Origin of the sequence: Streptomyces sp. enrichment culture (assembly GCF_964273145.1) — a bacterium.
Taxonomy (GTDB): Bacteria; Actinomycetota; Actinomycetes; order Streptomycetales; family Streptomycetaceae; genus Streptomyces.
The window spans coordinates 1,117,878-1,140,402 of record NZ_OZ186873.1; the positions used below are offsets into that span (position 1 = coordinate 1,117,878).

Genomic DNA, 22,525 nt, shown 5'->3' on the forward strand with positions numbered 1-22,525 from the left:
GACGCCTCAGCGGGCGTTGAAGTACTTCGCCTCCGGGTGGTGGATCACGATGGCGTCGGTGGACTGCTCGGGGTGGAGCTGGAACTCCTCCGACAGGCGCACGCCGATGCGCTCGGGTTCGAGCAGGTCGGCGATCTTGGCGCGGTCCTCCAGGTCGGGGCAGGCGCCGTAGCCGAGGGAGAAGCGGGCACCGCGGTACTTCAGTTCGAACATCCCCTGCATCTCCTGCGGGTCCTCGCCGGCGAAGCCGAGTTCGGCGCGCACCCGCGCGTGCCAGTACTCGGCGAGGGCTTCGGCGAGCTGGACGGACAGGCCGTGCAGTTCGAGGTAGTCGCGGTAGGCGTTGGCCTCGAAGAGGCGGGCGGTCTCCTCGCCGATGCGGGAGCCGACGGTGACGACCTGGAAGCCGACGACATCGGTCTCGCCGGACTCCTCCGGGCGGAAGAAGTCGGCCAGGCACAGGCGCCGACCGCGCCGCTGGCGGGGGAAGGTGAAGCGGGTGCGCTCGTTGCCGGCCTCGTCCAGGACGATCAGGTCGTCGTCCTTGGAGACGCACGGGAAGTAGCCGTAGACCACGGCCGCCTCCAGCAGGTTCTCCGTCTGGAGCCGGTCCAGCAGGCCGCGCAGCCGGGGCCGGCCCTCGGTCTCGACCAGCTCCTCGTACGTCGGCCCCTCGCCGGTGCGGGCCTGCTTCAGGCCCCACTGGCCCTTGAACAACGCGCCCTCGTCCAGCCAGGACGCGTACTCCTTGAGCTGGATGCCCTTCACGACACGGGTGCCCCAGAACGGGGGCTCGGGAACCGGGTTGTCGGTGGCGACGTCGGAGCGGACGTGCCCGGTCTCGGGCCGTTCCTCGGCCACGGTCGTGGCCGCCGCCCTGACCCGGCGCTGCCTCAGCTCCGGCAGCTTGGCGCCGGGCACGCCGCGTTTGATGCCGATGAGGGCGTCCATCAGGCGCAGTCCCTCGAAGGCGTCGCGGGCGTAGCGGACTTCGCCTTCGTAGATCTCGTGGAGGTCCTGTTCGACGTAGGCGCGGGTGAGGGCGGCGCCGCCGAGGATGACCGGGAACCGGGTGGCCAGACCGCGCTGGTTGAGCTCCTCCAGGTTCTCCTTCATGATCACCGTGGACTTCACCAGCAGCCCGGACATGCCGATGACGTCGGCCTTGTGCTCCTCGGCGGCCTCCAGGATGGCGGAGACCGGCTGCTTGATGCCGAGGTTGACGACGTTGTAGCCGTTGTTGGACAGGATGATGTCGACGAGGTTCTTGCCGATGTCATGGACGTCGCCGCGGACGGTGGCCAGGACGATGGTGCCCTTGCCCGCCTCGTCGGTCTTCTCCATGTGCGGCTCCAGGTAGGCCACCGCGGTCTTCATGACCTCGGCGGACTGGAGCACGAACGGCAGCTGCATCTGGCCGGAGCCGAACAGCTCGCCGACCACCTTCATCCCGTCCAGCAGCGTCTCGTTGACGATGTCCAGAGCCGGACGCTCGGTCAGCGCCTCGTCCAGGTCGGCCTCCAGGCCGTTCTTCTCGCCGTCGATGATGCGGCGCTTGAGCCGCTCGTCCAGGGGCAGGGCGGCCAGTTCCTCGGCCTTGGACGCCTTCAGCGACTTGGCGGTGGCGCCCTCGAACAGCTCCATCAGCCTCTGCAGCGGGTCGTAGCCCTCGCTGCGGCGGTCGTAGATCAGGTCGAGGGCGGTCTTGACCTGCTCGTCGTCGAAGCGGGCGATCGGCAGGATCTTCGAGGCGTGGACGATCGCGGAGTCCAGGCCGGCCTTGACGCACTCGTCCAGGAAGACGGAGTTGAGCAGGATGCGGGCGGCCGGGTTGAGGCCGAAGGAGATGTTCGACAGGCCCAGCGTCGTCTGCACCCTGGGGTGGCGGCGCTTGAGCTCGCGGATCGCCTCGATGGTGGCGATGCCGTCGCCCCGGGACTCCTCCTGGCCGGTGCAGATGGTGAAGGTCAGGCAGTCGACGAGGATGTCCTCCTCGTGGATGCCCCAGTTGCCGGTGAGGTCGGCGATCAGGCGTTCGGCGATCTCGACCTTCTTCTCGGCGGTGCGGGCCTGGCCCTCCTCGTCGATGGTCAGCGCGATCAGCGCCGCGCCGTGCTCCTTGGCCAGTGCCGTGACCTTGGCGAACCGGGAGTCGGGGCCGTCGCCGTCCTCGTAGTTCACCGAGTTGATCACCGCGCGGCCGCCCAGCTTCTCCAGGCCCGCCCGCAACACCTCCACCTCGGTGGAGTCCAGCACGATCGGCAGGGTGGAGGCGGTGGCGAAGCGGCCGGCCAGTTCCTGCATGTCGGCCACGCCGTCGCGGCCCACGTAGTCCACGCACAGGTCGAGCATGTGCGCGCCCTCGCGGATCTGCTCCCGCGCCATCTCCACGCAGTCGTCCCAGCGGCCCTCCAGCATCGCCTCGCGGAACTTCTTCGACCCGTTCGCGTTCGTCCGCTCACCGATCGCCAGATACGACGTGTCCTGCCGGAACGGCACGCTCTGGTACAGGGAGGCGGCGCCCGGCTCGGGCTGCGGGTCCCGCGCCGGCGGGGTGACGCCGCGCACCCGCTCCACGACCTGCCGCAGGTGCTCCGGCGTCGTACCGCAGCAGCCGCCCACCAGGGACAGGCCGTACTCGCGGACGAACGTCTCCTGCGCGTCCGCCAGCTCCGGCGCCGTCAGCGGGTAGCGGGCGCCGTCCTTGCCCAGGACCGGCAGGCCGGCGTTGGGCATGCAGGACAGCGGGATACGGGAGTGGCGCGAGAGGAAGCGCAGGTGCTCGCTCATCTCCGCCGGGCCGGTCGCGCAGTTCAGGCCGATCATGTCGATGCCGAGCGGCTCCAGCGCGGTCAGCGCCGCGCCGATCTCCGAGCCCAGCAGCATGGTGCCGGTCGTCTCCACGGTCACCGACACGATCAGCGGCGCGTCCAGGCCGGCGGTCTCCAGGGCGCGGCGGGCCCCGATGACGGCGGCCTTGGTCTGGAGCAGGTCCTGGGTGGTCTCGACGAGCAGCGCGTCCGCGCCGCCCGCGAGGAGGCCCTCGGCGTTCTGCTGGTAGGCGTCGCGCAGGGTGGTGTAAGGGGCGTGGCCGAGCGTGGGCAGCTTGGTGCCGGGGCCCATGGAGCCCAGCACCCAGCGCGGGCGGCCGTCGCCGGCCGCGAACTCGTCGGCCACCTCGCGGGCCACCCGGGCACCGGCCTCGGACAGTTCGTACACGCGGTCGGCGATGTCGTACTCGCCCAGAGCCGAGTGGTTGGCGCCGAAGGTGTTGGTCTCGACGCAGTCGACGCCGACGGCGTAGTACGCCTCGTGGACCGAGCGGACGATGTCGGGCCGGGTCAGGTTCAGGACCTCGTTGCACCCCTCCAGTTGCCGGAAGTCGTCCAGCGAGGGGTTCTGCGCCTGGAGCATGGTGCCCATCGCCCCGTCGGCGACCACCACGCGGGTGGCGAGCGCCTCACGCAGGGCGGACACACGGGTCCGGCTGTCGGCGGAAGGGGTGGACGGCGACGAGGCCATGAAGGGGCTCCCTTGGGTGCGACGGCTGTCGGCTTTGCGCTTCCCGGAACACGCCCGCGGCGGGCGGCCCGGAGGAACGCGCACGCCGTCAGGGTAGCCGGGACCGCGAGCGGACGGTCAGGGCGTCCACGGGACGGACGGGACCGGGACGGAGCCGGAGGCGGATCACGGTGGACGGCAGCCCTGTGGACGGGGGCCTGGCGCACCGCGGTGACCTGCGCGGACGGGGCGGACGGGACGGACGGGAGCGGGGAGCGGAGCGCGCCGTGACCGGGCACGGCGGCGGTGACCCGTACGGGCGGAACGGGGGCGGAGCGCGCCGGGAGCGGTCCCGCCCACGACGGCCGGACACCGCGGCGGTGCTCCGTCCGGGCGGCGCGCGGCGCACGCGGGACGGCCCCGGCGGCACGGGCGGGAGGGGCGGGACGGCCCCGGCCGCGCAGGCCCGGAGTGCCGGGGCGTGCGCACGGCCTGGCCTACCCTTGCCCGGCGTCCGGTTTCCCGGGCGCCGGCCCGTGCGAGGAGGGACCGCGTCTTCCGGCCGGGCACGGAATCCGCCCCCGCGGGGTCCTCCGCCGCCGCCGGCCTGGCCGGCCGTGCGCCCGGGGCGGCGCCCGCCCCGGGCGCACGGCCGGCGCGACGGTGGCCGACCAACCATTGGCGGCGGGTCGGTGATCACCGGTAGTGTTCGGCAATGCCGAACAGCGGCAGCGACACCGCAGAGGCGGCAGTCGAAGGGACGGAGGCAGGACGGCGATGGCACGGAACATCCAGTCGCTCGAACGGGCGGCCGCGATGCTGCGGCTGCTCGCGGGCGGCGAGCGGCGGCTCGGCCTGTCGGACATCGCCTCCTCGCTGGGCCTGGCCAAGGGCACCGCGCACGGCATCCTGCGCACCCTCCAGCAGGAGGGCTTCGTCGAGCAGGACGACGCGTCCGGCCGCTACCAGCTGGGCGCCGAGCTGCTGCGGCTGGGCACGACCTATCTCGACGTGCACGAGCTGCGGGCGCGCGCCCTGGTGTGGACGGACGACCTGGCCCGCTCCAGCGGCGAGAGCGTCTACCTGGGCGTCCTGCACCAGCAGGGCGTGCTGATCGTGCACCACGTCTTCCGGCCCGACGACAGCCGGCAGGTGCTGGAGATCGGGGCGATGCAGCCGCTGCACTCCACGGCCCTGGGCAAGGTGCTGTCGGCGTACGACCCCGTGGCCCGCAGCGAGGCAGCCGAGTCCGAGCGCCGGGCGTTCACCGACCGGACCGTCTGCGACCTGGACGGCTTCGAGCGGATCCTGGACCTCACACGCGCGCGTGGCTACGCGGCGGACATCGAGGAGACCTGGGAGGGCGTCGCCTCCGTCGCGGCCCCCATCCACGACCGGCGGCGGATGCCGGTGGGCGCCGTCGGCGTCACCGGCGCCGTGGAGCGGCTGTGCCGGGGGGGCGAGCTGCGGCCCGAGCTGGTCGCGGCCGTGCGCGACTGCGCCCGCGCGGTCTCGCGGGACCTAGGCGCCGGACGGTTCTGAGGCCCGCCCGGCCCCGGCGCCCCGCCCGCGATCCCCGGACCGGTGCGCACACCTCGCGGGGCCGATCGACCGAACCGATCAATAACGATCGTGCTTTCGATAACAGAACCCTTGACGCACGAGTAACGCCGGAGCAAGACTCCCGTCCATCGGTCGGCATTGTCGAACACCTACCGGCAATACGCGTTAGAGTGTGGCAACGCCAAGGGCCGCCATCGCTCTCACCCCGAGAGCGCCGGAAGACCCGGAGGGACCCGGGTTCGGCATCCCCTGGACGAAGGACAAAGGAGTCGCGGGTGTCCAGCTCCGACATCTTCATCGGCGAGACCATCGGTACCGCCGTGCTCATCCTGCTCGGTGGCGGAGTCTGTGCCGCCGTCACGCTCAAGGCATCCAAGGCCCGCAACGCCGGCTGGGTCGCCATCGCCTTCGGGTGGGGTTTCGCCGTCATGACCGCGGCCTACATCTCCACACCGCTGTCCGGCGCCCACCTCAACCCGGCCGTGACGCTCGGCATCGCCCTCAAGGACGGCGAGTGGGGCGACGTCCCGACCTATCTGGCCGGGCAGCTCCTCGGCGCCATGATCGGCGCGGCCCTGGTCTGGATCGCCTACTACGGCCAGTTCCAGGCCCACCTCACCGACCGGGAGATCGTCGGCGACCCGGCCCCGCAGGACACCGCGGCCAAGGCCGTCGTGGCGCAGGAGAAGGGCGCCGGCCCGGTGCTGGGCATCTTCTCCACCGGCCCGGAGATCCGCCACGCGGCGCAGAACCTCGCCACGGAGATCATCGGCACCTTCGTCCTGCTGCTCGCCATCCTCACCCAGGGCCTGAACGCCGAGGGCGACGGCCTGGGCACCCTGGGCGTCCTGATCACCGCCTTCGTCGTCGTCTCGATCGGCCTGTCCCTGGGCGGGCCGACGGGTTACGCGATCAACCCCGCCCGTGACCTCGGCCCACGCATCGTGCACGCCCTCCTGCCCCTGCCCCACAAGGGCGGCTCCGACTGGGGGTACGCCTGGATCCCGATCGTCGGACCGCTGATCGGCGCGGCGGTCGCCGCGGGCGTGTACGACGTCGCGTTCGCTTGAGGGTGCTCACAGGAGTACCCCGCCCAGTGCCCCGGGAGCGCCGCCCAGCCCTCCCCCCGGGCACGGGCCCCGAGCCGCACGGCGCGCGCCGTACACGCAAGCCCCACCACCACGGAACCTCCAGGAGCACACAGTGACCGACGCCCACACCGCCGGCCCCTTCATCGCGGCGATCGACCAGGGCACGACCTCTTCCCGCTGCATCGTCTTCGACCGGGACGGGCGGATCGTCTCCGTCGACCAGAAGGAGCACGAGCAGATCTTCCCCAGGCCGGGCTGGGTCGAGCACGACGCCACCGAGATCTGGGCCAACGTCCAGGAGGTCGTCGCCGGCGCCGTCGCCAAGGCCGGCATCACCCGCGACGACATCAAGGCCATCGGCATCACCAACCAGCGCGAGACCACCCTCGTGTGGGACCGGCACACCGGTGAGCCCGTCCACAACGCCATCGTCTGGCAGGACACCCGCACCGACGCCCTGTGCCGGGAGCTGGCCCGCAACGTCGGCCAGGACCGCTTCCGCCGCGAGACCGGCCTGCCCCTGGCCTCCTACTTCGCCGGCCCCAAGGCTCGCTGGCTGCTCGACAACGTCGACGGCCTGCGCGAACGCGCCGAGGCCGGCGACCTGCTCTTCGGCACCATGGACAGCTGGGTCGTCTGGAACCTGACCGGTGGCACCGACGGCGGCCGGCACGTCACCGACGTCACCAACGCCTCCCGCACCCTGCTGATGAACCTGCGCACCCTCCAGTGGGACGAGCGGATCTGCGAGTCCATCGGCGTGCCGCCGCGGATGCTCCCCGAGATCCGCTCCTCCGCCGAGGTGTACGGCGAGATCAGGGGCGGCCGGCTGGGCGAGCTGCTCGGCGGCGTCCCGGTCGCCTCCGCGCTCGGCGACCAGCAGGCGGCCCTGTTCGGGCAGACCTGCTTCTCCGAGGGCGAGACCAAGTCGACGTACGGCACCGGCACCTTCATGCTGATGAACACCGGTGACAAGGTCATCAACTCCTACAGCGGGCTGGTGACCACCGTCGGCTACCAGATCGGCGACGACAAGCCGGTCTACGCGCTGGAGGGATCCATCGCCGTCACCGGCTCCCTGGTGCAGTGGATGCGCGACCAGATGGGCCTGATCTCCACCGCCGCCGAGATCGAGACGCTGGCGATGCAGGTCGAGGACAACGGCGGCGCGTACTTCGTACCGGCCTTCTCCGGCCTGTTCGCCCCGTACTGGCGCTCCGACGCCCGCGGCGTGATCGCCGGCCTGACCCGGTACGTCACCAAGGCGCACCTCGCGCGCGCCGTCCTGGAGGCCACCGCCTGGCAGACCCGGGAGATCGCCGACGCCATGACCAAGGACTCCGGCGTCGAGCTGACCGCCCTCAAGGTCGACGGCGGCATGACCTCCAACAACCTGCTGATGCAGACCCTCTCGGACTTCCTGGACGCCCCCGTGGTGCGCCCGATGGTCGCCGAGACGACCTGCCTCGGCGCCGCCTACGCCGCCGGCCTCGCCGTCGGCTTCTGGAACAGCACCGACGACCTGCGCGCCAACTGGCGGCGGGCCGCCGAGTGGACCCCCCGCATGGACGCGGTGACCCGCGACCGTGAGTACAAGAACTGGCTCAAGGCCGTCGAGCGGACCATGGGCTGGATCGACGACGAAGGCTGACACCAGCCGACGAGGAGCAAGAACCCGACATGACCACTCAGCCCACCCTGCAGTCCGTGCCTGCCCTGGGGACGCGCCCGGCCTCCGGCTCCAACCCGAGCCGCGCCGAGACCAGGGAGCAGCTCTCCAAAGCGTCGTACGACCTCCTCGTGATCGGCGGCGGCATCCTCGGCATCTCCACCGCCTGGCATGCCGCGCAGTCCGGTCTCAGGGTGGCCCTGGTCGACGCCGGCGACTTCGCCGGCGCCACCTCCTCCGCCTCCTCCAAGCTGCTCCACGGCGGCCTGCGCTACCTGCAGACCGGTGCGGTGAAGCTGGTGGCGGAGAACCACTTCGAGCGCCGCGCGGTCTCCCGCCAGGTGGCCCCCCACCTGGCGAACCCGCTCACCTTCTACCTGCCCGTGTACAAGGGCGGCCCGCACGGCGCGGCCAAGCTCGGAGCCGGCGTCTTCGCCTACTCGGCGCTGAGCGCCTTCGGCGACGGCGTCGGCCACCTGCTCTCCCCCGCCAGGGCGCAGGCCGACGTCCCCGAGCTGCGCACCGAGAACCTCAAGGCCGTGGCCGTCTACGGCGACGACCAGATGAACGACGCGCGGATGGCGCTGATGACGGTCCGCGCGGCCGTCGAGGCGGGCGCCGTCGTCCTCAACCACGCCGAGGTCACCGGGTTGCGCTTCACCCGGGGCCGCGTCACCGGCGCCGAGCTGAAGGACCGCCTGTCCGGCGAGGAGTTCGGGGTGAACGCCCGGCTGGTGCTGAACGCGACCGGCCCCTGGGTCGACCACCTGCGCCGCATGGAGGACCCGAACGCCGCGCCGTCCATCCGCCTGTCCAAGGGCGCGCACCTGGTGCTGAAGCGGACCTCGCCGTGGAAGGCCGCGCTGGCGACCCCCATCGACAAGTACCGCATCACCTTCGCCCTCCCCTGGGAGGACATGCTGCTGCTCGGCACCACCGACGAGGAGTACGAGGGCGACCCGGCCGACGTCGCCGTCAACGACAGGGACATAGCCCAGATCCTCGACGAGGCCGCCTTCTCCGTCCGCGACCGGCAGCTCGACCGGGACCTGATCACGTACGCCTTCGCGGGCCTGCGCGTGCTGCCGGGCGGTCCCGGCGACACCGCCAAGGCCAAGCGCGAGACGGTGGTCACCGAGGGCCGGGGCGGCATGCTGTCCGTCGCGGGCGGCAAGTGGACCACCTTCCGCCACATCGGCCGTACGGTGATGAGGAAGCTGGAGTCGCTGCCGGGCCACCCGCTGGGCGACGGCTTCGAGCCGGTCTCCTCCCTGCCGAGGAAGGTGCCGCTGCCCGGTGTCGCCAACCCCCGCGCGGTCGCCCACCGCCTCCTGGCCGACCACCCGGCGCCCGGCCCGCGGATGGCGGCGGACACCGCCCGGCACCTGGCCACCCACTACGGCTCACTGGCGTTCGACATCGCCCGCCTGGCCAACGACGATCCCCGGCTCGCCGAGCGCGTCCACCCCGACGCCCCGGAGATCTGGGCGCAGGTCGTCTGGGCCCGCGACCACGAATGGGCCGAGACCCCGGACGACGTGCTGCGCCGCCGCACCACGCTGACCATCCGCGGCCTGGCCACGGACGAGATCCGCGCGAAGGTGCGGGACCTGCTCGACAAGAAGTAACCACCGGCCGCCCCCCCGCCCGGAAGGGGCGGCTCCGCACCCCGGAGCCGCCCCTTCCGGTGTGCCCCCACCCGCCTCCCGCCCGTCTCCGGCCGCCCCCGCCCGCCCGGGTGTTCCGGGCTGGTTCCCGGGGCAGTGATGGGGGCACTCTCCCGCGCAAGGGGGCTGCGGGCGCCCTCGCGGCACGCCGTAAGGTTGGGACGTCAAGCGAGGGCACGTCGGAAGGAGGCGCTGGGTGATCGAGCTCGAGGGAGTTCCCGAGCTGATCGACCCGGTCATGGTGGCCGCGTTCGAGGGCTGGAACGATGCCGGCGACGCCGCCTCCACCGCGGTCGCGCATCTGGAGAGGGAGTGGAAGGGCGAGGTGTTCGCGGCGCTGGACGCCGAGGACTACTACGACTTCCAGGTGAACCGTCCCACGGTGTTCATGGACGGCGGCGTCCGCAAGATCATGTGGCCGACGACGAGGTTGTCGGTGGTCCGGGTCGGCGGTGACAGGCCGCGGGACCTGGTGCTGGTCCGGGGGATCGAGCCGTCCATGCGCTGGCGCTCGTTCTGCAACGAGCTGCTGGGCTTCGCCCACGAGCTGGGCGTGGAACTGGTGGTCGTCCTGGGCGCCCTGCTGGGGGACACCCCGCACACGCGTCCGGTCCCGATCAGCGGGACCACCTCGGACCCCGACCTGGCGCGCCGCATGGACCTGGAGGAGACCAAGTACGAGGGCCCGACGGGCATCGTCGGCGTCCTGCAGGAGGCGTGCACGCACGCCGGTGTACCCGCGGTGTCGCTGTGGGCCGCGGTGCCGCACTACGTGTCGCAGCCGCCGAACCCGAAGGCGACGCTGGCCCTCCTCAACCGCCTGGAGGACCTGATCGACGTGCCCATCCCGCTGGGCGAGCTGCCCGAGGACGCGCGTGCCTGGCAGGTGGGCGTGGATCAGCTGGCCGCCGAGGACAGCGAGGTCGCCGAGTACGTGCAGGCGCTGGAGGAGGCCCGGGACACCGCGGAGCTGCCGGAGGCGTCGGGCGAGGCGATCGCCCGCGAGTTCGAGCGGTACCTGCGGCGCCGGGACGGGGGCGGCGGGCCGTCCGGCGGGCACGCCACGGCGGACGGCGGCGACGCCGCCCCGGGTCCGTCCGGCACTCCGTACCTGCGGGACAATCCCGGCGGCCGGACCCGGCCGCCGAAGCCGCCGGCGGCGGGCGGGGACGACGAGGAGTCGTCGGAGGACTGACGGCGCGGCCGGGCGGAGCGTACGCTCCGCCCGGCCGCCGGGTCGGACGAGACCCTGCCGTGCCTCTACAGGGCGACGCCCAGCAGCGCGTCGACGGCGCGCGACACCAGGCCGGGCGCGCCCGTGTCCGTACCGCCGGTCTCCTCCTGGAGGGCCGCCCAGCGGTCGACCGCGGCGAGCGCGGCCGGGGCGTCCAGGTCGTTCGCGAGGGCGTCGCGGATCTCCTCGACGAGGGCGTCGGCGGCCGGGCCGTCGGGCCGGGAGACGGCCGCGCGCCAGCGGCCGAGGCGGGCGACGGCGTCCCGGAGCACCTGGTCGGTCCACTCCCAGTCGGAGCGGTAGTGGTGGGCCAGCAGCGCCAGGCGGATGGCGGCGGGGTCGACGCCCTCGCGCCGCAGCTGCGAGACGAAGACCAGGTTGCCCTTGGACTTGGACATCTTCTCGCCGTGGAGGCCGACCATGCCGGCGTGGACGTACGCCTTGGCCATGGGGAACTCGCCGGTGAGGACCTGGGCGTGCGAGGCGCCCATCTCGTGGTGGGGGAAGGCCAGGTCGGAGCCGCCGCCCTGGACGTCGAACCCCATGCCGAGGTGGTCGAGGGCGATGGCGACGCACTCGATGTGCCAGCCGGGCCGCCCGCGGCCGAGGGAGCCGCCGTCCCAGCTGGGCTCGCCCTCGCGGGCCGCCATCCACAGCATCGGGTCGAGGGGGTTCTTCTTGCCCGGCCGGTCCGGGTCTCCGCCGCGCTCGGCGGACAGCAGCCGCATCGCGGCGGCGTCCAGGTTCGACACCCGGCCGAAGTGGGGGTCGGACTCGACGGAGAAGTAGACGTCCCCCTCGAGTTCGTAGGCGGCACCGAGGTCCCGCAGCCGCTCCACGAGCGGCACGATGCCGGGTATGGCCTCCACGGCGCCTATGTACTGGCGGGGCGGCAGCATGCGCAGCGCCGTCATGTCCTCACGGAAGAGAGCGGTCTCCCTCTCGGCGAGGGCGGTCCAGTCGACGCCGTCCCGTTCGGCCCGCTCCAGCAGGGGGTCGTCGACGTCGGTGACGTTCTGGACGTAGTGGACCTGCCGCTTGGTGTCGAGCCACACGCGCTGCACGAGGTCGAACGCGTTGTAGGTCGCCGCGTGTCCCATGTGGGTGGCGTCGTACGGGGTGATGCCGCAGACGTAGATACGGGCGACGGGACCGGGGTCGAGGGTGACGAGGCCGCCGGTCGCGGTGTCGTGGATCCTCAGGTCGCGGCCCTGACCAGGCAGGGCGGGGACCTCGGAAGCGGGCCAGGCATGCATGTCATGAGCGTAACCGGAGCGAGGTTGCGGCCACGAACCGGATCGAGCGGATGGCCGAGGAGACGCTCTTGCACACGACCGGCCGCTGTGCTGCGACGGCGCCGGGCCGCTCCGTGCCGCCGCCACGCCGCGCGGCGGTGCCGGCCGCCGGTGCGGCGGCCGTGCCGGGCGGCCCCTACACCGGCGGCCAGGGGATCGCCGGCCACTTTCCGCCCGGCTCCGGATGGACCCCCGAGGCCAGCAGCGCGTCGACCCGCGCGCGCGTGGCGCCGATCTCGGCGGGAGTGATCAGTCCGGCCAGCCGGACCGCCAGGGCACCGCCGTCCTCCAGCGCCTCCCTCAGTCCGCCGAGCACGGCCACGGCCTCCTCGGTGAGGGGCTCCCCGGCCCAGCCCCACAGCAGCGTGCGCAGCTTGTCCTCGGTGTGGAAGGTGACCCCGTGATCGATGCCGTACAGCCGCCCCTCGGCCGCGGGCAGCAGGTGGCCGCCCTTGCGGTCGGCGTTGTTGATCACGGCGTCGAGCACGGCGAGCCGCCGCAGGCGCTCGTCGTCGGCGTGCACGAGCAGCGCGGTCCGCCCCTCCGCGACCTCGGCGAACCCGATCGCCTTCCAGCCGGGGCCGGGCTCCTCGCCCTCCACCAGGGCGAGGATTTCCGCCTCCGGCTCCGTCTCGATCCACAGCTGGCACATGCCCTCGCCGTAGGGCCCGTCCCGCAGCACGGTGGGCGGCACGAGCCCCCAGCCGGTGGCCTCGGAGACCTCGTACGCGGCGACCTCCCGTCCGGCCAGCGTGCCGTCGGGAAAGTCCCACAGGGGGCGCTCCCCCGCGACCGGTTTGTAGACGCAGGCGGCCTCGCGGCCCTCGTGCGTCACCGTGCAGTACAGCGCCGCGTTGGACGCCTCACGGATGCGTCCGCGGACGGTCAGCTCGCCCCGGGCGAGCAGGTCGGCGGCCGGCGCCCCGGCCGTCACGCCCCGCGGCGGTATCCGTTCTGGCGCGGACATACGTGTCCTTCCGGGTCGAGCGGGAGGCTGCACAGCGGGCACGGCGGCCGCCCGGCGTTGACGACGTCCAGGGCGCGCTTGGCGAAGGCTCTGGCCTGCGCGCCGGTGAGCCGGACCCGCAGCATCGGGGGCCCGTTCTCCTCGTCCTGCAGGAGCCGCTCCTCGGCCTCGGCGAGGTCCTCCTCGGAGTCGGCGTCGAGTTCGACGAGGGCCTGCGCCTCGACGATCATGCGCTGTTCCTCGCCGTCCCAGGCCAGCGCCATGGTGCCGACCCGGAACTCCTCCTCGATGGGGGTGTCCAGCGGGGCGGTGTCGGTGATCTCCACGGGGGCGACGGCGGGGACGGCGGCGCTGCCGCCACTGCGGCGCACCACCTCGTCAAGAAGCTCGTCCATGCGTTCGGCGAGCGCGGCGACCTGGGTCTTCTCCAGGGCCACGCTGGTCACCCGGGAGCCGGCGGAGGCCTGGAGGAAGAACGTACGGCGCCCGGGCAGTCCGACCGTACCGGCCACGAAGCGCTCCGGCTGGTCGTAGAGGAACACCTGACGGGACACGTCCTGTCTCCATTGAATGTCGTGGCGAAAAGGCGGATCGGCGGGATGAACGGAACCTGGTGGACGCCGTGGGACGGCGCTGCTGCGACCGCTTCACCCTACTGCGGCCGACGATCACGGTGCGCCCGCACCGCCCCCGACGGTCGCGTCGTCGCCCGGCGGCTCCTCCCGCGGCGCCAGGGAGGCGAAGTCGCCGGTGTCGCCGAGACGGACGAGGAACGGCCGCAGCCGGGTGTAGCGGATCGCGGTGACGGAACACGGTTCGACACTGATCCGCTGGAAGAGGTCGAGATGGAGCCCGAGCGCGTCCGCGACGAGCGACTTGATGATGTCCCCGTGCGAGCACATGAGGTAGACGGCGTCGGCGCCGTGGTCGCGCTCCACGCGCGCGTTCCACTCGCGCACCGCCTCCGCGGCGCGGGTCTGCATCGCGCGCATCGACTCGCCGCCGGGGAAGGCCGCCGCCGAGGGGTGCGCCTGCACCACCTCCATCAGCGGCTCGTCCTTGAGTTCGGCGAGCTTGCGGCCGGACCAGTCGCCGTAGTGGCACTCCCCGATCCGCTCGTCGGTGTGGGGGCGCAGCTCGGGCCGGGCGTCGAGCAGCGGGCGGATCGTCTCCCGGCAGCGCTGCAGCGGGCTGGTGACGACTTCGGCGAGGGGCAGTCCGGCGAGCCGCCCGGGCAGGGCGGCGGCCTGTGCGGCGCCGCGTTCGTCGAGGCCGACGCCGGGCGTCCAGCCGGCGAGCAGCCCCTCGGTGTTGGCGGTGGAACGTCCGTGTCTGACCAGGATCAGCGTGGGCATGCGGCCAGGGTAGGCGTAGGCAACGGCGCGGTGGCGCCGGGGTGAGGGGAGAGTGCGTTCGGTGATCGTCGACTGCGCCATCTACCGGGACGGGCGGCGCCGCGAGGGACCCGAGGACTTCTCCGACGCGCTCGGCGAGGCGCGGGCCGCGGGCGGATTCGTCTGGGTCGGGCTGCACGAGCCGACCGCGGAGGAGTTCGACCTGGTCACGCAGGAGTTCGCACTGCACCCGCTGGCCGTGGAGGACGCCTTGAAGGCCCACCAGCGGCCCAAGCTGGAGATGTACGAGGACTCGCTGTTCATGGTGCTCAAGCCGGTCGTGTACGAGGCGGCCGACGACACCGTCTCCTCCGGCGAGCTCATGGTCTTCCTGGGGGACGCGTTCGTGGTGACGGTCCGCCACGGCGAGGGCGCCCCGCTGAAGGCGGTGCGGAACCGGCTGGAGCAGGAGCCCGAACTGCTCGCCAAGGGCCCCACCGCGGTGCTGTACGCGATCGCCGACGCCGCCGTCGACCACTACCTGGACGTGGCGACCGAGCTGCAGGCCGACCTGGAGGGCCTGGAGGCGGAGGTGTTCTCGCCGGAGGACGGCGGCTCGCGCCACACCGCGTCGCGGATCTACAACTTCAAGCGGCAGATCCTGGAGTTCCGCCGCGCCGTAGGCCCGCTGGTGCCGCCGCTGTCCCGGCTGGCGGGCACGGGCCCGTTCGGCGGGCCGGTGCGGGTGCCGTTCGTGGACGACACCGCGCGGCCCTTCTTCCGGGACGTGCACGACCACCTCACGCGCGTGAACGAGTCGGTGGAGGGCCTGGACCGGCTGGTCTCGGACATCCTGTCGGCGCATCTGGCGCAGATGAGCGTCCGGCAGAACGACGACATGCGGAAGATCTCCGCGTGGGCGGCCATGGCCGCGATCCCCACGATGATCGCGGGGATCTACGGCATGAACTTCGACCACATGCCGGAGCTGCGCTGGGTGTGGTCCTATCCGGCGCTGATCGCGCTGATGGCCGTCCTGGAGGTGCTGGTGTTCCGGCTGTTCAAGCGCCGGGGCTGGCTCTGAGGGGCGCCCCGGGCGGTCCGGCGGACCCGGACGCGGGGCGAAGTCGGGCCGCCCGGCGCGCCGCGCCGCTCGGGCGTCTCGGGCCGCACGGTCACCGGCCGCCGGGGCGCCCCTTGGGCGCCTGCCGCGCGGGTGCCCGCGGCAAGCGCCGCCGGCTTCGCCCTCCGCCGGCCGGGGACGTGCCCCGTGCGGTCCGCCACGGCGGGGCCGTCGCCCCGGCGGACACGGATCCCGGCGAGCGGCGCTCCCACAGCGTGCGCCCCTCCGGGAGGAAGCGTCCGGAGGCGGGGAGGGGCGTAACCAGGCGCGCGCGGGCGCGTTGTCCTGCGTGACGGCCGTGGCGGGGAAGACCCCCGAGCCCCCACCACGGCCGCGAGAACCCCACCGGCCGCGTCGGGCCGTACGCCGCGTCAGGCGAGGCCGGCGCGCTCCAGGGCCTCGGCGCCGGCGCGCAGGGCGGCGATGCGCTCGTCGAGCGTGGAACCCGCCGGGGCGAGGGAGAGGGTGGTCACCCCGGCCGCCGCGTAGGCCTTCATCCGGTCCGCGATCCGGTCCACGGACCCCAGCAGCGTCGTCCGGTCGATCAGCTCGTGCGGTACGGCGGCCGCGGCCCCCCGCTTGTCGCCCGACAGGTACTTCTCCTGGATCTCGGCGGCGGCCCGCTCGTACCCCATGCGCCGGGCGAGCCGGTTGTAGAAGTTCTGCCGGGGGCTGCCCATGCCGCCGACGTACAGCGCGGTGTACGGGCGGAAGGTGTCGGCGAGCGCGGGCACGTCCCCGTCGTCGCCGAGGGCCAGCGGCAGGGTGGGGCAGACGTCGAAGCCGTCGAGGCTCTTGCCGGCCCTCTCGCGCCCGGCCCGCAGGTGCCGGATCGCCGTCTCCTCCAGGTGCTCGGCCGACGGGAAGATGAGCAGGGCGCCGTCGGCGATCTCGCCGGTCTGCTCCAGGTTCTTCGGGCCGATCGCGGCGATGTACAGCGGGATGTGCTCGCGCTGCGGGTGCACGGTCAGCTTGATCGGCTTGCCCGGGCCGCCGGGCAGGGGCAGCGTCCAGTGCTCGCCCTCGTACGTCAGCCGCTCCCTCGTCATCGCCCTGCGCACGATCTCGACGTACTCGCGGGTGCGGGAGAGCGGCTTGTCGAACTTCACGCCGTACCAGCCCTCGGACACCTGCGGGCCGGAGACGCCGAGGCCGAGCCGGAAGCGGCCGCCCGAGAGGGAGTCGAGGGTGGCGGCCGTCATCGCGGTCATGGCGGGCTGCCGGGCCGGGATCTGGAAGATGGCCGAGCCGACGTCGATGCGCTCGGTCCGGGCGGCGACCCAGGCGAGCACGGTGGCCGCGTCGGAGCCGTAGGCCTCGGCGGCCCAGCAGACGGCGTAGCCGAGCCGGTCGGCCTCCCGGGCGACGGCGAGGTTGTCCGCGTCCATTCCGGCGCCCCAGTAGCCGAGGTTGATCCCGAGCTGCATGGCCGATTCCCCTTACCGATCAGTAACGTCCGTTGGGGCCCGACCTTAGCGCGGCCCGCGCGTGCGCGTCAGCAGCGGGCGCCCGCGCTGTGGTGCGGGAAGCGCGGAGCGGCGGTGTGCGGCCGCCGGGAACGGGAACAGGTGACCCGCGGGCACCCACGTGCGAACCCCTAGCCAGTAATCTCGGCGTTCATGGAGCAGAGGCATCTCGGCCGCACCGGCCTGCGCGTGTCCCGCATCGGTCTCGGCACCCTGACCTGGGGGCGGGACACCGACGAGCATGACGCGGCGGAGCTGCTGAAGACATTCTGGGAGGCGGGCGGAACCCTCGTCGACACCGCGGACGTGTACGGCGACGGAGAGGCCGAGTACCTGCTCGGCAAGCTCATCGGCGGCCTGGTGCCGCGCCGGGACCTGGTGATCTCGACGAAGGCGGGCAGCGTACCGGACCCCGACCGCCGCTTCGACGGTTCACGCGGCCACCTGCTCTCCGCGCTGGACGCCTCGCTCGCCCGGCTCGGCACGGACCACGTCGACCTGTGGCACGTCCACGCCTACGACCCCCACACGCCGCTGGAGGAGACGCTCAGCGCCCTGGACCTGGCGGTCAGCAGCGGCCGGGCCCGCTACGCCGGGGTCTCCAACTTCTGCGGCTGGCAGCTGGCCAAGGCGGCGACCTGGCAGCTGGCCGCGCCGGGCACGCGGACCCGGCTGGCCGGCACGCAGATGGAGTACTCGCTGCTCCAGCGCGGCGTCGAGCGCGAGGTGCTGCCCGCCGCGCTCGACCTCGGGATCGGGCTGCTGCCCTCCTCACCGCTGGGCCGCGGTGTCCTGACCGGCAAGTACCGGGGGGACGCCACGCCGCCGGACTCGCGGGCCGCCTCCGAGCACCTGGCGCCGTTCGTGGCGCCCTACCTCGACGACACGGCCAGCCGCATCGTGGACGCGGTGGCGACGGCGGCGGACGGGCTCGCGGTGACCCCGCTCCAGGTGGCCCTGGCCTGGGTCCGGGACCGGCCCGGCGTGGCCGCGCCCATCGTCGGCGCGCGCAACGCGCGGCAGCTCACAGCGGCGCTGTCAGTGGAGGCCCTTAGTCTTCCTGAGGAGATCTGCCGGGCGCTCGACGACGTGTCGGCGCCCGTGCACCGCTATCCCGATCACGACTGGAGCACGCTGTGAGCACGGAGCCCGAGACCACGGAGCACGCCGAGCCGGGGGCACCGGGCACCACGGGGGCCGACGCCGGCCGGGGCACGGGCGCCCCGGCCGGGGCACGGGGCGGCGGGGGCGACTCCCCGGGCCCGCAGGAGGCGGGCACCGGGAGCCGGCGGGGCGGGGACGGGGAGTCCGGCGGCACGGACCCGGACGACCGGGAAGTCCCGCACACCGACGGCGGGCACGGGGACGGGGACGCCGGGGGCGCGGGGACCGGGGGCGGCGGTCCCGCCGACGAGGACCCCGGTCCCCGGGACCCCCGGACCGGGGAGGGGGCCGGAGCCGGGGACGCGGACGCCGGCAGCACCGATGCCGCGGGTGAGGGCGGGAACCTGTCCGAGGCCGAGGCCGAGTTGCTCGCCCAGCGGCTCGAACGGGAGCGCATCGAGCGGCGGAAGGCGGAGAGGCAGGGACCGATCGAGAGCGGGCGCAAGCTCAGCGGCAAGGCGGCCGACCTGCTCGCCGCCGTCCGGGCCGTCGAGAGCGGCCGGAAGCCGGCGGCCCCCGTCTTCGACGCCCCCGCGCCGAAGACACCACGCCCCGCCCCCGAGCCGCCGCGCCCCGAGCCGGTACACCGGCCGCAGCCGGCCCCGGCGGCCGCCCCCGCGCCCCCCGCGCCCGAGGCCGTCCAGGCCCTGCGGCGCGTGCTGGCCGCAGGCGGCGCGCCCGAGGCGCTCGCGCCGCAGGTCGCCGCGGTCCTCGGCGAGAGCGCGGACGAGCGGCTGCGCACGGACCCCTGGCAGCTGCTGCGCGTCCCGGGCGTGCGGCCGGAGCAGGCCGACGGGTTCGCGCGGACGCTGCTCGGCGCGGAGTGCGGCCCGGGCGACGAGCGGCGAGGCCGCGCGGTCGCCGGCTGGCTCCTGGAGCAGGCGGCCCTGGCCGGGCACACCGCCCTGGAGCTCCCCCAGCTCACGGCCGCGCTGGGCCGGTACGGCGTCCCGGACGCCGACGCCGCCGTGCAGAGCACGCTCGCCGAGGGCGAGGCCCTGCTGTTCCAGGACGCCCTGGAGGAGCCCGGCGGGACGGCCCGGCGGGACGACGCGACGCAGGAGGACGGTGCGGACGGCGAGGCCCCGGCCCGCGTCCTGGTCGGTCTGGAGCGGTACGCGCTCGCGGAGGAGAGCCTCGCCGACGGCCTGGCCCGGCTGGTGAACTCGGCGCCGGCGCGGGCCGCCGCCGAGGAGGACTGGGAGCGGGCCGCCTCGGCGCAGGGCTCCGCCGCCGATCTGATCCGCGCGGTGGCGGCCCACGGCCTGGTCCTGCACACGGGCGGCGAGGCGTCCCTCGCCGAACCGGCGGCGCTGCTGCGCGCCGCCCACGGCCTCGGACTGCGCGCCTGGGCCGCCACACCCGCCCCGGCCGGCCGCGCCCGCTTCGCGGCCCTGCTGGACCGGCCGGCGGACACCGCGGCGGCCCAGCCGTCGCCCGTGACGACCGTGACCGGTCTGCTGGCCGGTTCCGAGGGGCCTGGGCGGGACGCGGACGGGGCGCTGGACCTGGATCTGCTCATCGTGTTCGACGCGCCCCAGCTGGACGTCGAGGCGGCTGCGCTGCTGACGGAGTCGCTGCCGGACGGGGCCCGGCTGGTACTGGCCGGGGACCCGGCGGTGCTGTGGTCCGCGGGCCCGGGGCGGGTCTTCGCCGACCTCCTGGCGGCACGGATCTGCCCCCGGGTCGCCTCCCGGCGCCCGGATCCCGGGCCGCTGGGCGAGCTGGTCTCCGGCATCGGCGTCGGGGAGCTGAACCAGGTGCGGGCCCCGGGCAAGGAGGTCGTGATCGTCCCGGTGCGGGACGCCGGCGAGGCCGTGCACCGGACCGTGCAACTGGTCGCCGACTCGGTCCCCCGCGCGATCGGCGTCCCCGCCGGCGAGAGCCAGGTGATCACCCCGGGGCACGGCGGTGCCGTCGGCACCCGCGCGCTGAACGCGGCGCTGAAGGAGCGGCTCAATCCGGGCCCCGGCCGCTTCGGCGGCTTCGACCCCGGCGACCGTGTCGCCTACTCCCCCGTCCCGGGCCGCACGCTGCCGGGCCGGGTGGTGGGCGCCGACGCGGACGGGCTGCACCTGTCCTGCGCCGACGAGGCCGTCGTCGTACCGAAGGAGCAGGTGGAGCGGTGCGTGCGGCACGGGTGGGCGCTGACCGCGCACCAGGCCGCGGGCGGCCGGTGGCCCGCGGTGGTCGTGGTGCTGCCGGGTGACGCCGTACCGGCCCTCAGCCGCCCCTGGATCTACACGGCGTTCGGCCGGGCCGAGCGTCATCTGTCCGTCGTGCACGGTGTGGAGCAGGCGCTGCCGCGCGCCGTGGCCGAGGTCGCGGCCAAGCCGCGGACGACCCGCCTGCCGGCGCTGCTGGCTCCCCAGGTGCCCGCGGCCGGCTGAACGGGCGGGGACGGAACGCGACGGCGGCGGTCGCCGGGGCTGTCCCGGCGGCCGCCGCCGTCTGCCGTCGTCGTGCCGTGGGACGGCGCCCGCGGCTCAGCGCTCGGCGTCGAGCCCCTCGTCCCCGTCCGGGTCCGTGTCGAAGCCGTCGGGGTCCTCCACGTTGTCGTCGTCGTCATCGTCGTCGATGTCGTCGTCGATGTCGTCGTCGAAGACCGCGCTGACGTCGAAGCGGCAGACCACCTGCTGCGGGTCGATCTGTTCGAACGGTGCCTCCAGCCACTCGCCGGCCTCGGCGGGCTCGTCCGCGGCCGTCACCCACAGTGTGGAGTCGCCCTCCTCCAGGCCGAACTCCTTGTGCCGGGAGGCGATCTCATCCGGTTCGAACTCGCCGAACAGGAGGCCGAGCGCACCGTGGACCGTGCCGGAGGCGCTCACGTCCGCGCGGTCGTCCTCGTCCGCCGTCTCGATCCGCCGGGCCTGCGCCAGCAGCCGCTGCGGTTCCACGACGGTGTAGTCGCGGCGGATCAGTACGCTCAGCGCGTTCGGTTCCTCCGGGCCCGTGTACGGCGGCAGCGTGTCGTCCGCTCCGGGGATCTCGAAGGGGGTGACCTCGTCGTAGCGGTCGTAGAGCAGCTCGTCGTACGCCTCCGCGGCCGCGGCCAGCTGGTTGAACGCCTCGTAGACGGCCGGGTCGTCCTCCCCCGACCTGCGTTCGACCGCGGCCAGGTGGCGGTCGAGCGCGGTCTTGACCGCCTCGGCGGCGGCGCGTACCTCGGCAGCGGTGGGCTGCGCAGCATCAGACATAGTGCAGACGCTATCCGTAGCAGGCACCAGCCCGCACAATAGATGCGATGCCGGAATACGAATTTGTCGACGTGTACGTACCTCGCGGGGTCTCCCGCAAGGAGGCGACACGTCTGCTGACGGACCACGCCGAGTACGGACACTGGGAGTTGTACCGCCTGAGCCTGCTGCGCGACGGCAGCCGCAGAGTGCGATTGCGCCGGCGGATCATCCGCCAGGTGCGCGCCACGTGGTGAGCGGGCACGGGGAGTGAGCGACGCGCACGCGGCGGGCCCCGCGGGTGCGGGGCCCGCCGCGTGTGCCGGGTGTACGGCACCGGGTGCGTGCTGGACGCCGTGCCGCCCCCAGCCGCCGCGTCACGCCGAGGCACGCCCCTTGCGGTAGAGGACCGTGCCCGCGAGCAGCACGCCCGCGCCCATCGGCAGGGCGAGGCCGAGCGGCAGGTCGCTGCCGGTCTGCGCGAGCTGCGCGGTGCCCTCGGACTGGGTGACGGTCTGGACGTCCGGCTGGTTGGGGGCGGGGCGCGGGGAGTCGCCCGGCTTGTCGGGGGTGGCGGGCTTGCCCGGGTCGCCAGGCTTACCCGGATCGCCGGGCTTACCCGGGTCATGGGGCTTGCCCGGCTTCCCGGGAGGCGTCTCGTGGCCGCCGCCCGGCGGGGTGCCGTGGTGTCCGCCCCCGTTGGCGCAGTCGTTGCCCCCGGCGGCGTTGCCGAGGCCGACGACGCTGACGCCGTTGCCGCAGACGTTCACCGGAACGTGCACCGGCGCCTGGACGTGGTTGCCCGAGCCGACGCCCGGCGAGTCGCCGGCGTGGCCGCCCGCGTGCGAGCCGCCGTGACCGCCGGAGCCGCCATGACCGCCGGAGCCGCCGTGACCGCCGTGCCCTGCGGAGGCCCCGCCGTCCTCGTTGACGCACGTGTTGCCCACCGCCGGATTGAGGACGCCGACGACGTTGACCGTGTTGCCGCAGACGTTCACCGGGACGTGCACCGGCGCCTGCACCGTGTTCCCGGACAGCACGCCGGGCGACCGGGAGCTGGAGCCGTGGGCGCCCGAGTCGGCGTGGGCGGTGCCGCCGGCGGCGGCGATCACTCCGGTGGCCGCCGCCACCGTCATCAGACCCTTGCGCGTGACCTGTCGCATTCGCTGGATACCTGCCTTCGACCTCGTACTGATGTGCCGTGGTGACGTTGTCCCGAACCCGTCGTTCTCAAGGCGGGTCGGCCCCGGAGCGCATGGCGCGCACTCCGGGGCC

The 22,525-nt window shown here is 73.8% G+C and carries 17 protein-coding genes; 9 read left to right on the plus strand and 8 right to left on the minus strand.

The genetic code is table 11. From position 1 onward, the window contains the following. Positions 1 to 6 precede the first annotated feature (6 nt). On the minus strand, positions 7 to 3,522 hold the full coding sequence (gene metH / locus ACSU6Z_RS05110) for a methionine synthase (RefSeq protein ID WP_437043273.1): 3,516 nt from the start codon (positions 3,520 to 3,522) through the stop codon (positions 7 to 9). Between the two features lie 756 nt (positions 3,523 to 4,278). On the opposite strand from metH, the gene ACSU6Z_RS05115 reads away from it, so the two are divergent. The 5 genes from ACSU6Z_RS05115 (at position 4,279) to ACSU6Z_RS05135 (ending at position 10,686) form a co-directional block, all read left to right on the plus strand. Continuing rightward, on the plus strand, positions 4,279 to 5,043 hold the full coding sequence (locus ACSU6Z_RS05115; RefSeq protein ID WP_437043274.1) for an IclR family transcriptional regulator: 765 nt from the start codon (positions 4,279 to 4,281) through the stop codon (positions 5,041 to 5,043). Positions 5,044 to 5,339: 296 nt separating this feature from the next. Next, on the plus strand, positions 5,340 to 6,134 hold the full coding sequence (locus ACSU6Z_RS05120; protein WP_437043276.1) for an MIP/aquaporin family protein: 795 nt from the start codon (positions 5,340 to 5,342) through the stop codon (positions 6,132 to 6,134). 133 nt (positions 6,135 to 6,267) lie between these two features. Beyond that, the gene (gene glpK, locus ACSU6Z_RS05125; protein WP_437043278.1) at positions 6,268 to 7,806 is read left to right on the plus strand and encodes a glycerol kinase GlpK; all 1,539 of its coding nucleotides are present in this window, start codon (positions 6,268 to 6,270) and stop codon (positions 7,804 to 7,806) included. Between the two features lie 29 nt (positions 7,807 to 7,835). After that, positions 7,836 to 9,452 carry an FAD-dependent oxidoreductase gene (locus ACSU6Z_RS05130; RefSeq protein ID WP_437043280.1) on the plus strand — a complete coding sequence of 539 codons (1,617 nt, stop codon included), beginning with the start codon at positions 7,836 to 7,838 and terminating at the stop codon, positions 9,450 to 9,452. Between the two features lie 235 nt (positions 9,453 to 9,687). Further along, positions 9,688 to 10,686, plus strand: coding sequence for a PAC2 family protein (locus tag ACSU6Z_RS05135; protein ID WP_437043282.1), 999 nt, complete (start codon positions 9,688 to 9,690; stop codon positions 10,684 to 10,686). Positions 10,687 to 10,751: 65 nt separating this feature from the next. Here ACSU6Z_RS05135 and mshC read toward each other — a convergent pair whose 3' ends face one another. The 4 genes from mshC to ACSU6Z_RS05155 form a co-directional block, all read right to left on the minus strand. Further along, the gene (gene mshC, locus ACSU6Z_RS05140; RefSeq protein WP_437043284.1) at positions 10,752 to 11,981 is read right to left on the minus strand and encodes a cysteine--1-D-myo-inosityl 2-amino-2-deoxy-alpha-D-glucopyranoside ligase; all 1,230 of its coding nucleotides are present in this window, start codon (positions 11,979 to 11,981) and stop codon (positions 10,752 to 10,754) included. A 175-nt stretch (positions 11,982 to 12,156) separates the two neighbouring features. Further along, positions 12,157 to 12,987 (minus strand): SCO1664 family protein, encoded by an 831-nt coding sequence (locus ACSU6Z_RS05145; protein ID WP_437043286.1) that lies wholly within the window; start codon positions 12,985 to 12,987, stop codon positions 12,157 to 12,159. Continuing rightward, positions 12,951 to 13,541, minus strand: a complete 591-nt coding sequence (locus ACSU6Z_RS05150) for a DUF3090 domain-containing protein (RefSeq protein WP_358782137.1) — start codon at positions 13,539 to 13,541, stop codon at positions 12,951 to 12,953. Before ACSU6Z_RS05150 ends, ACSU6Z_RS05145 begins: the two co-directional genes overlap by 37 nt. 114 nt (positions 13,542 to 13,655) lie before the next feature. Then, positions 13,656 to 14,342, minus strand: coding sequence for a histidine phosphatase family protein (locus ACSU6Z_RS05155; protein WP_437043287.1), 687 nt, complete (start codon positions 14,340 to 14,342; stop codon positions 13,656 to 13,658). A 61-nt stretch (positions 14,343 to 14,403) separates the two neighbouring features. On the opposite strand from ACSU6Z_RS05155, the gene corA reads away from it, so the two are divergent. After that, positions 14,404 to 15,405, plus strand: coding sequence for a magnesium/cobalt transporter CorA (gene corA / locus ACSU6Z_RS05160; protein WP_437043289.1), 1,002 nt, complete (start codon positions 14,404 to 14,406; stop codon positions 15,403 to 15,405). A gap of 410 nt (positions 15,406 to 15,815) precedes the next feature. Here corA and ACSU6Z_RS05165 read toward each other — a convergent pair whose 3' ends face one another. After that, positions 15,816 to 16,871 carry an LLM class F420-dependent oxidoreductase gene (locus tag ACSU6Z_RS05165; RefSeq protein ID WP_437043291.1) on the minus strand — a complete coding sequence of 352 codons (1,056 nt, stop codon included), beginning with the start codon at positions 16,869 to 16,871 and terminating at the stop codon, positions 15,816 to 15,818. Between the two features lie 192 nt (positions 16,872 to 17,063). Between ACSU6Z_RS05165 and ACSU6Z_RS05170 the strand changes: the two genes are divergently transcribed. Continuing rightward, positions 17,064 to 18,050, plus strand: coding sequence for an aldo/keto reductase (locus ACSU6Z_RS05170; protein ID WP_437043293.1), 987 nt, complete (start codon positions 17,064 to 17,066; stop codon positions 18,048 to 18,050). Beyond that, complete coding sequence (locus ACSU6Z_RS05175) at positions 18,047 to 20,464, plus strand: ATP-binding domain-containing protein (protein ID WP_437043294.1); 2,418 nt, start codon at positions 18,047 to 18,049, stop codon at positions 20,462 to 20,464. The genes ACSU6Z_RS05170 and ACSU6Z_RS05175 overlap by 4 nt, the downstream gene beginning before the upstream one ends. A 96-nt stretch (positions 20,465 to 20,560) precedes the next feature. Here the strand turns inward: ACSU6Z_RS05175 and ACSU6Z_RS05180 are convergent, their stop codons facing one another. Next, positions 20,561 to 21,271, minus strand: coding sequence for a hypothetical protein (locus tag ACSU6Z_RS05180; RefSeq protein WP_437043296.1), 711 nt, complete (start codon positions 21,269 to 21,271; stop codon positions 20,561 to 20,563). A gap of 47 nt (positions 21,272 to 21,318) precedes the next feature. Here ACSU6Z_RS05180 and ACSU6Z_RS05185 point away from each other — a divergent pair, with 47 nt between their 5' ends. Then, positions 21,319 to 21,507 (plus strand): DUF5703 family protein, encoded by a 189-nt coding sequence (locus tag ACSU6Z_RS05185; RefSeq protein ID WP_125500254.1) that lies wholly within the window; start codon positions 21,319 to 21,321, stop codon positions 21,505 to 21,507. Between the two features lie 120 nt (positions 21,508 to 21,627). Here the strand turns inward: ACSU6Z_RS05185 and ACSU6Z_RS05190 are convergent, their stop codons facing one another. Then, on the minus strand, positions 21,628 to 22,413 hold the full coding sequence (locus ACSU6Z_RS05190) for a chaplin family protein (protein ID WP_437043298.1): 786 nt from the start codon (positions 22,411 to 22,413) through the stop codon (positions 21,628 to 21,630). Between the last annotated feature and the right edge of the window lie 112 nt (positions 22,414 to 22,525).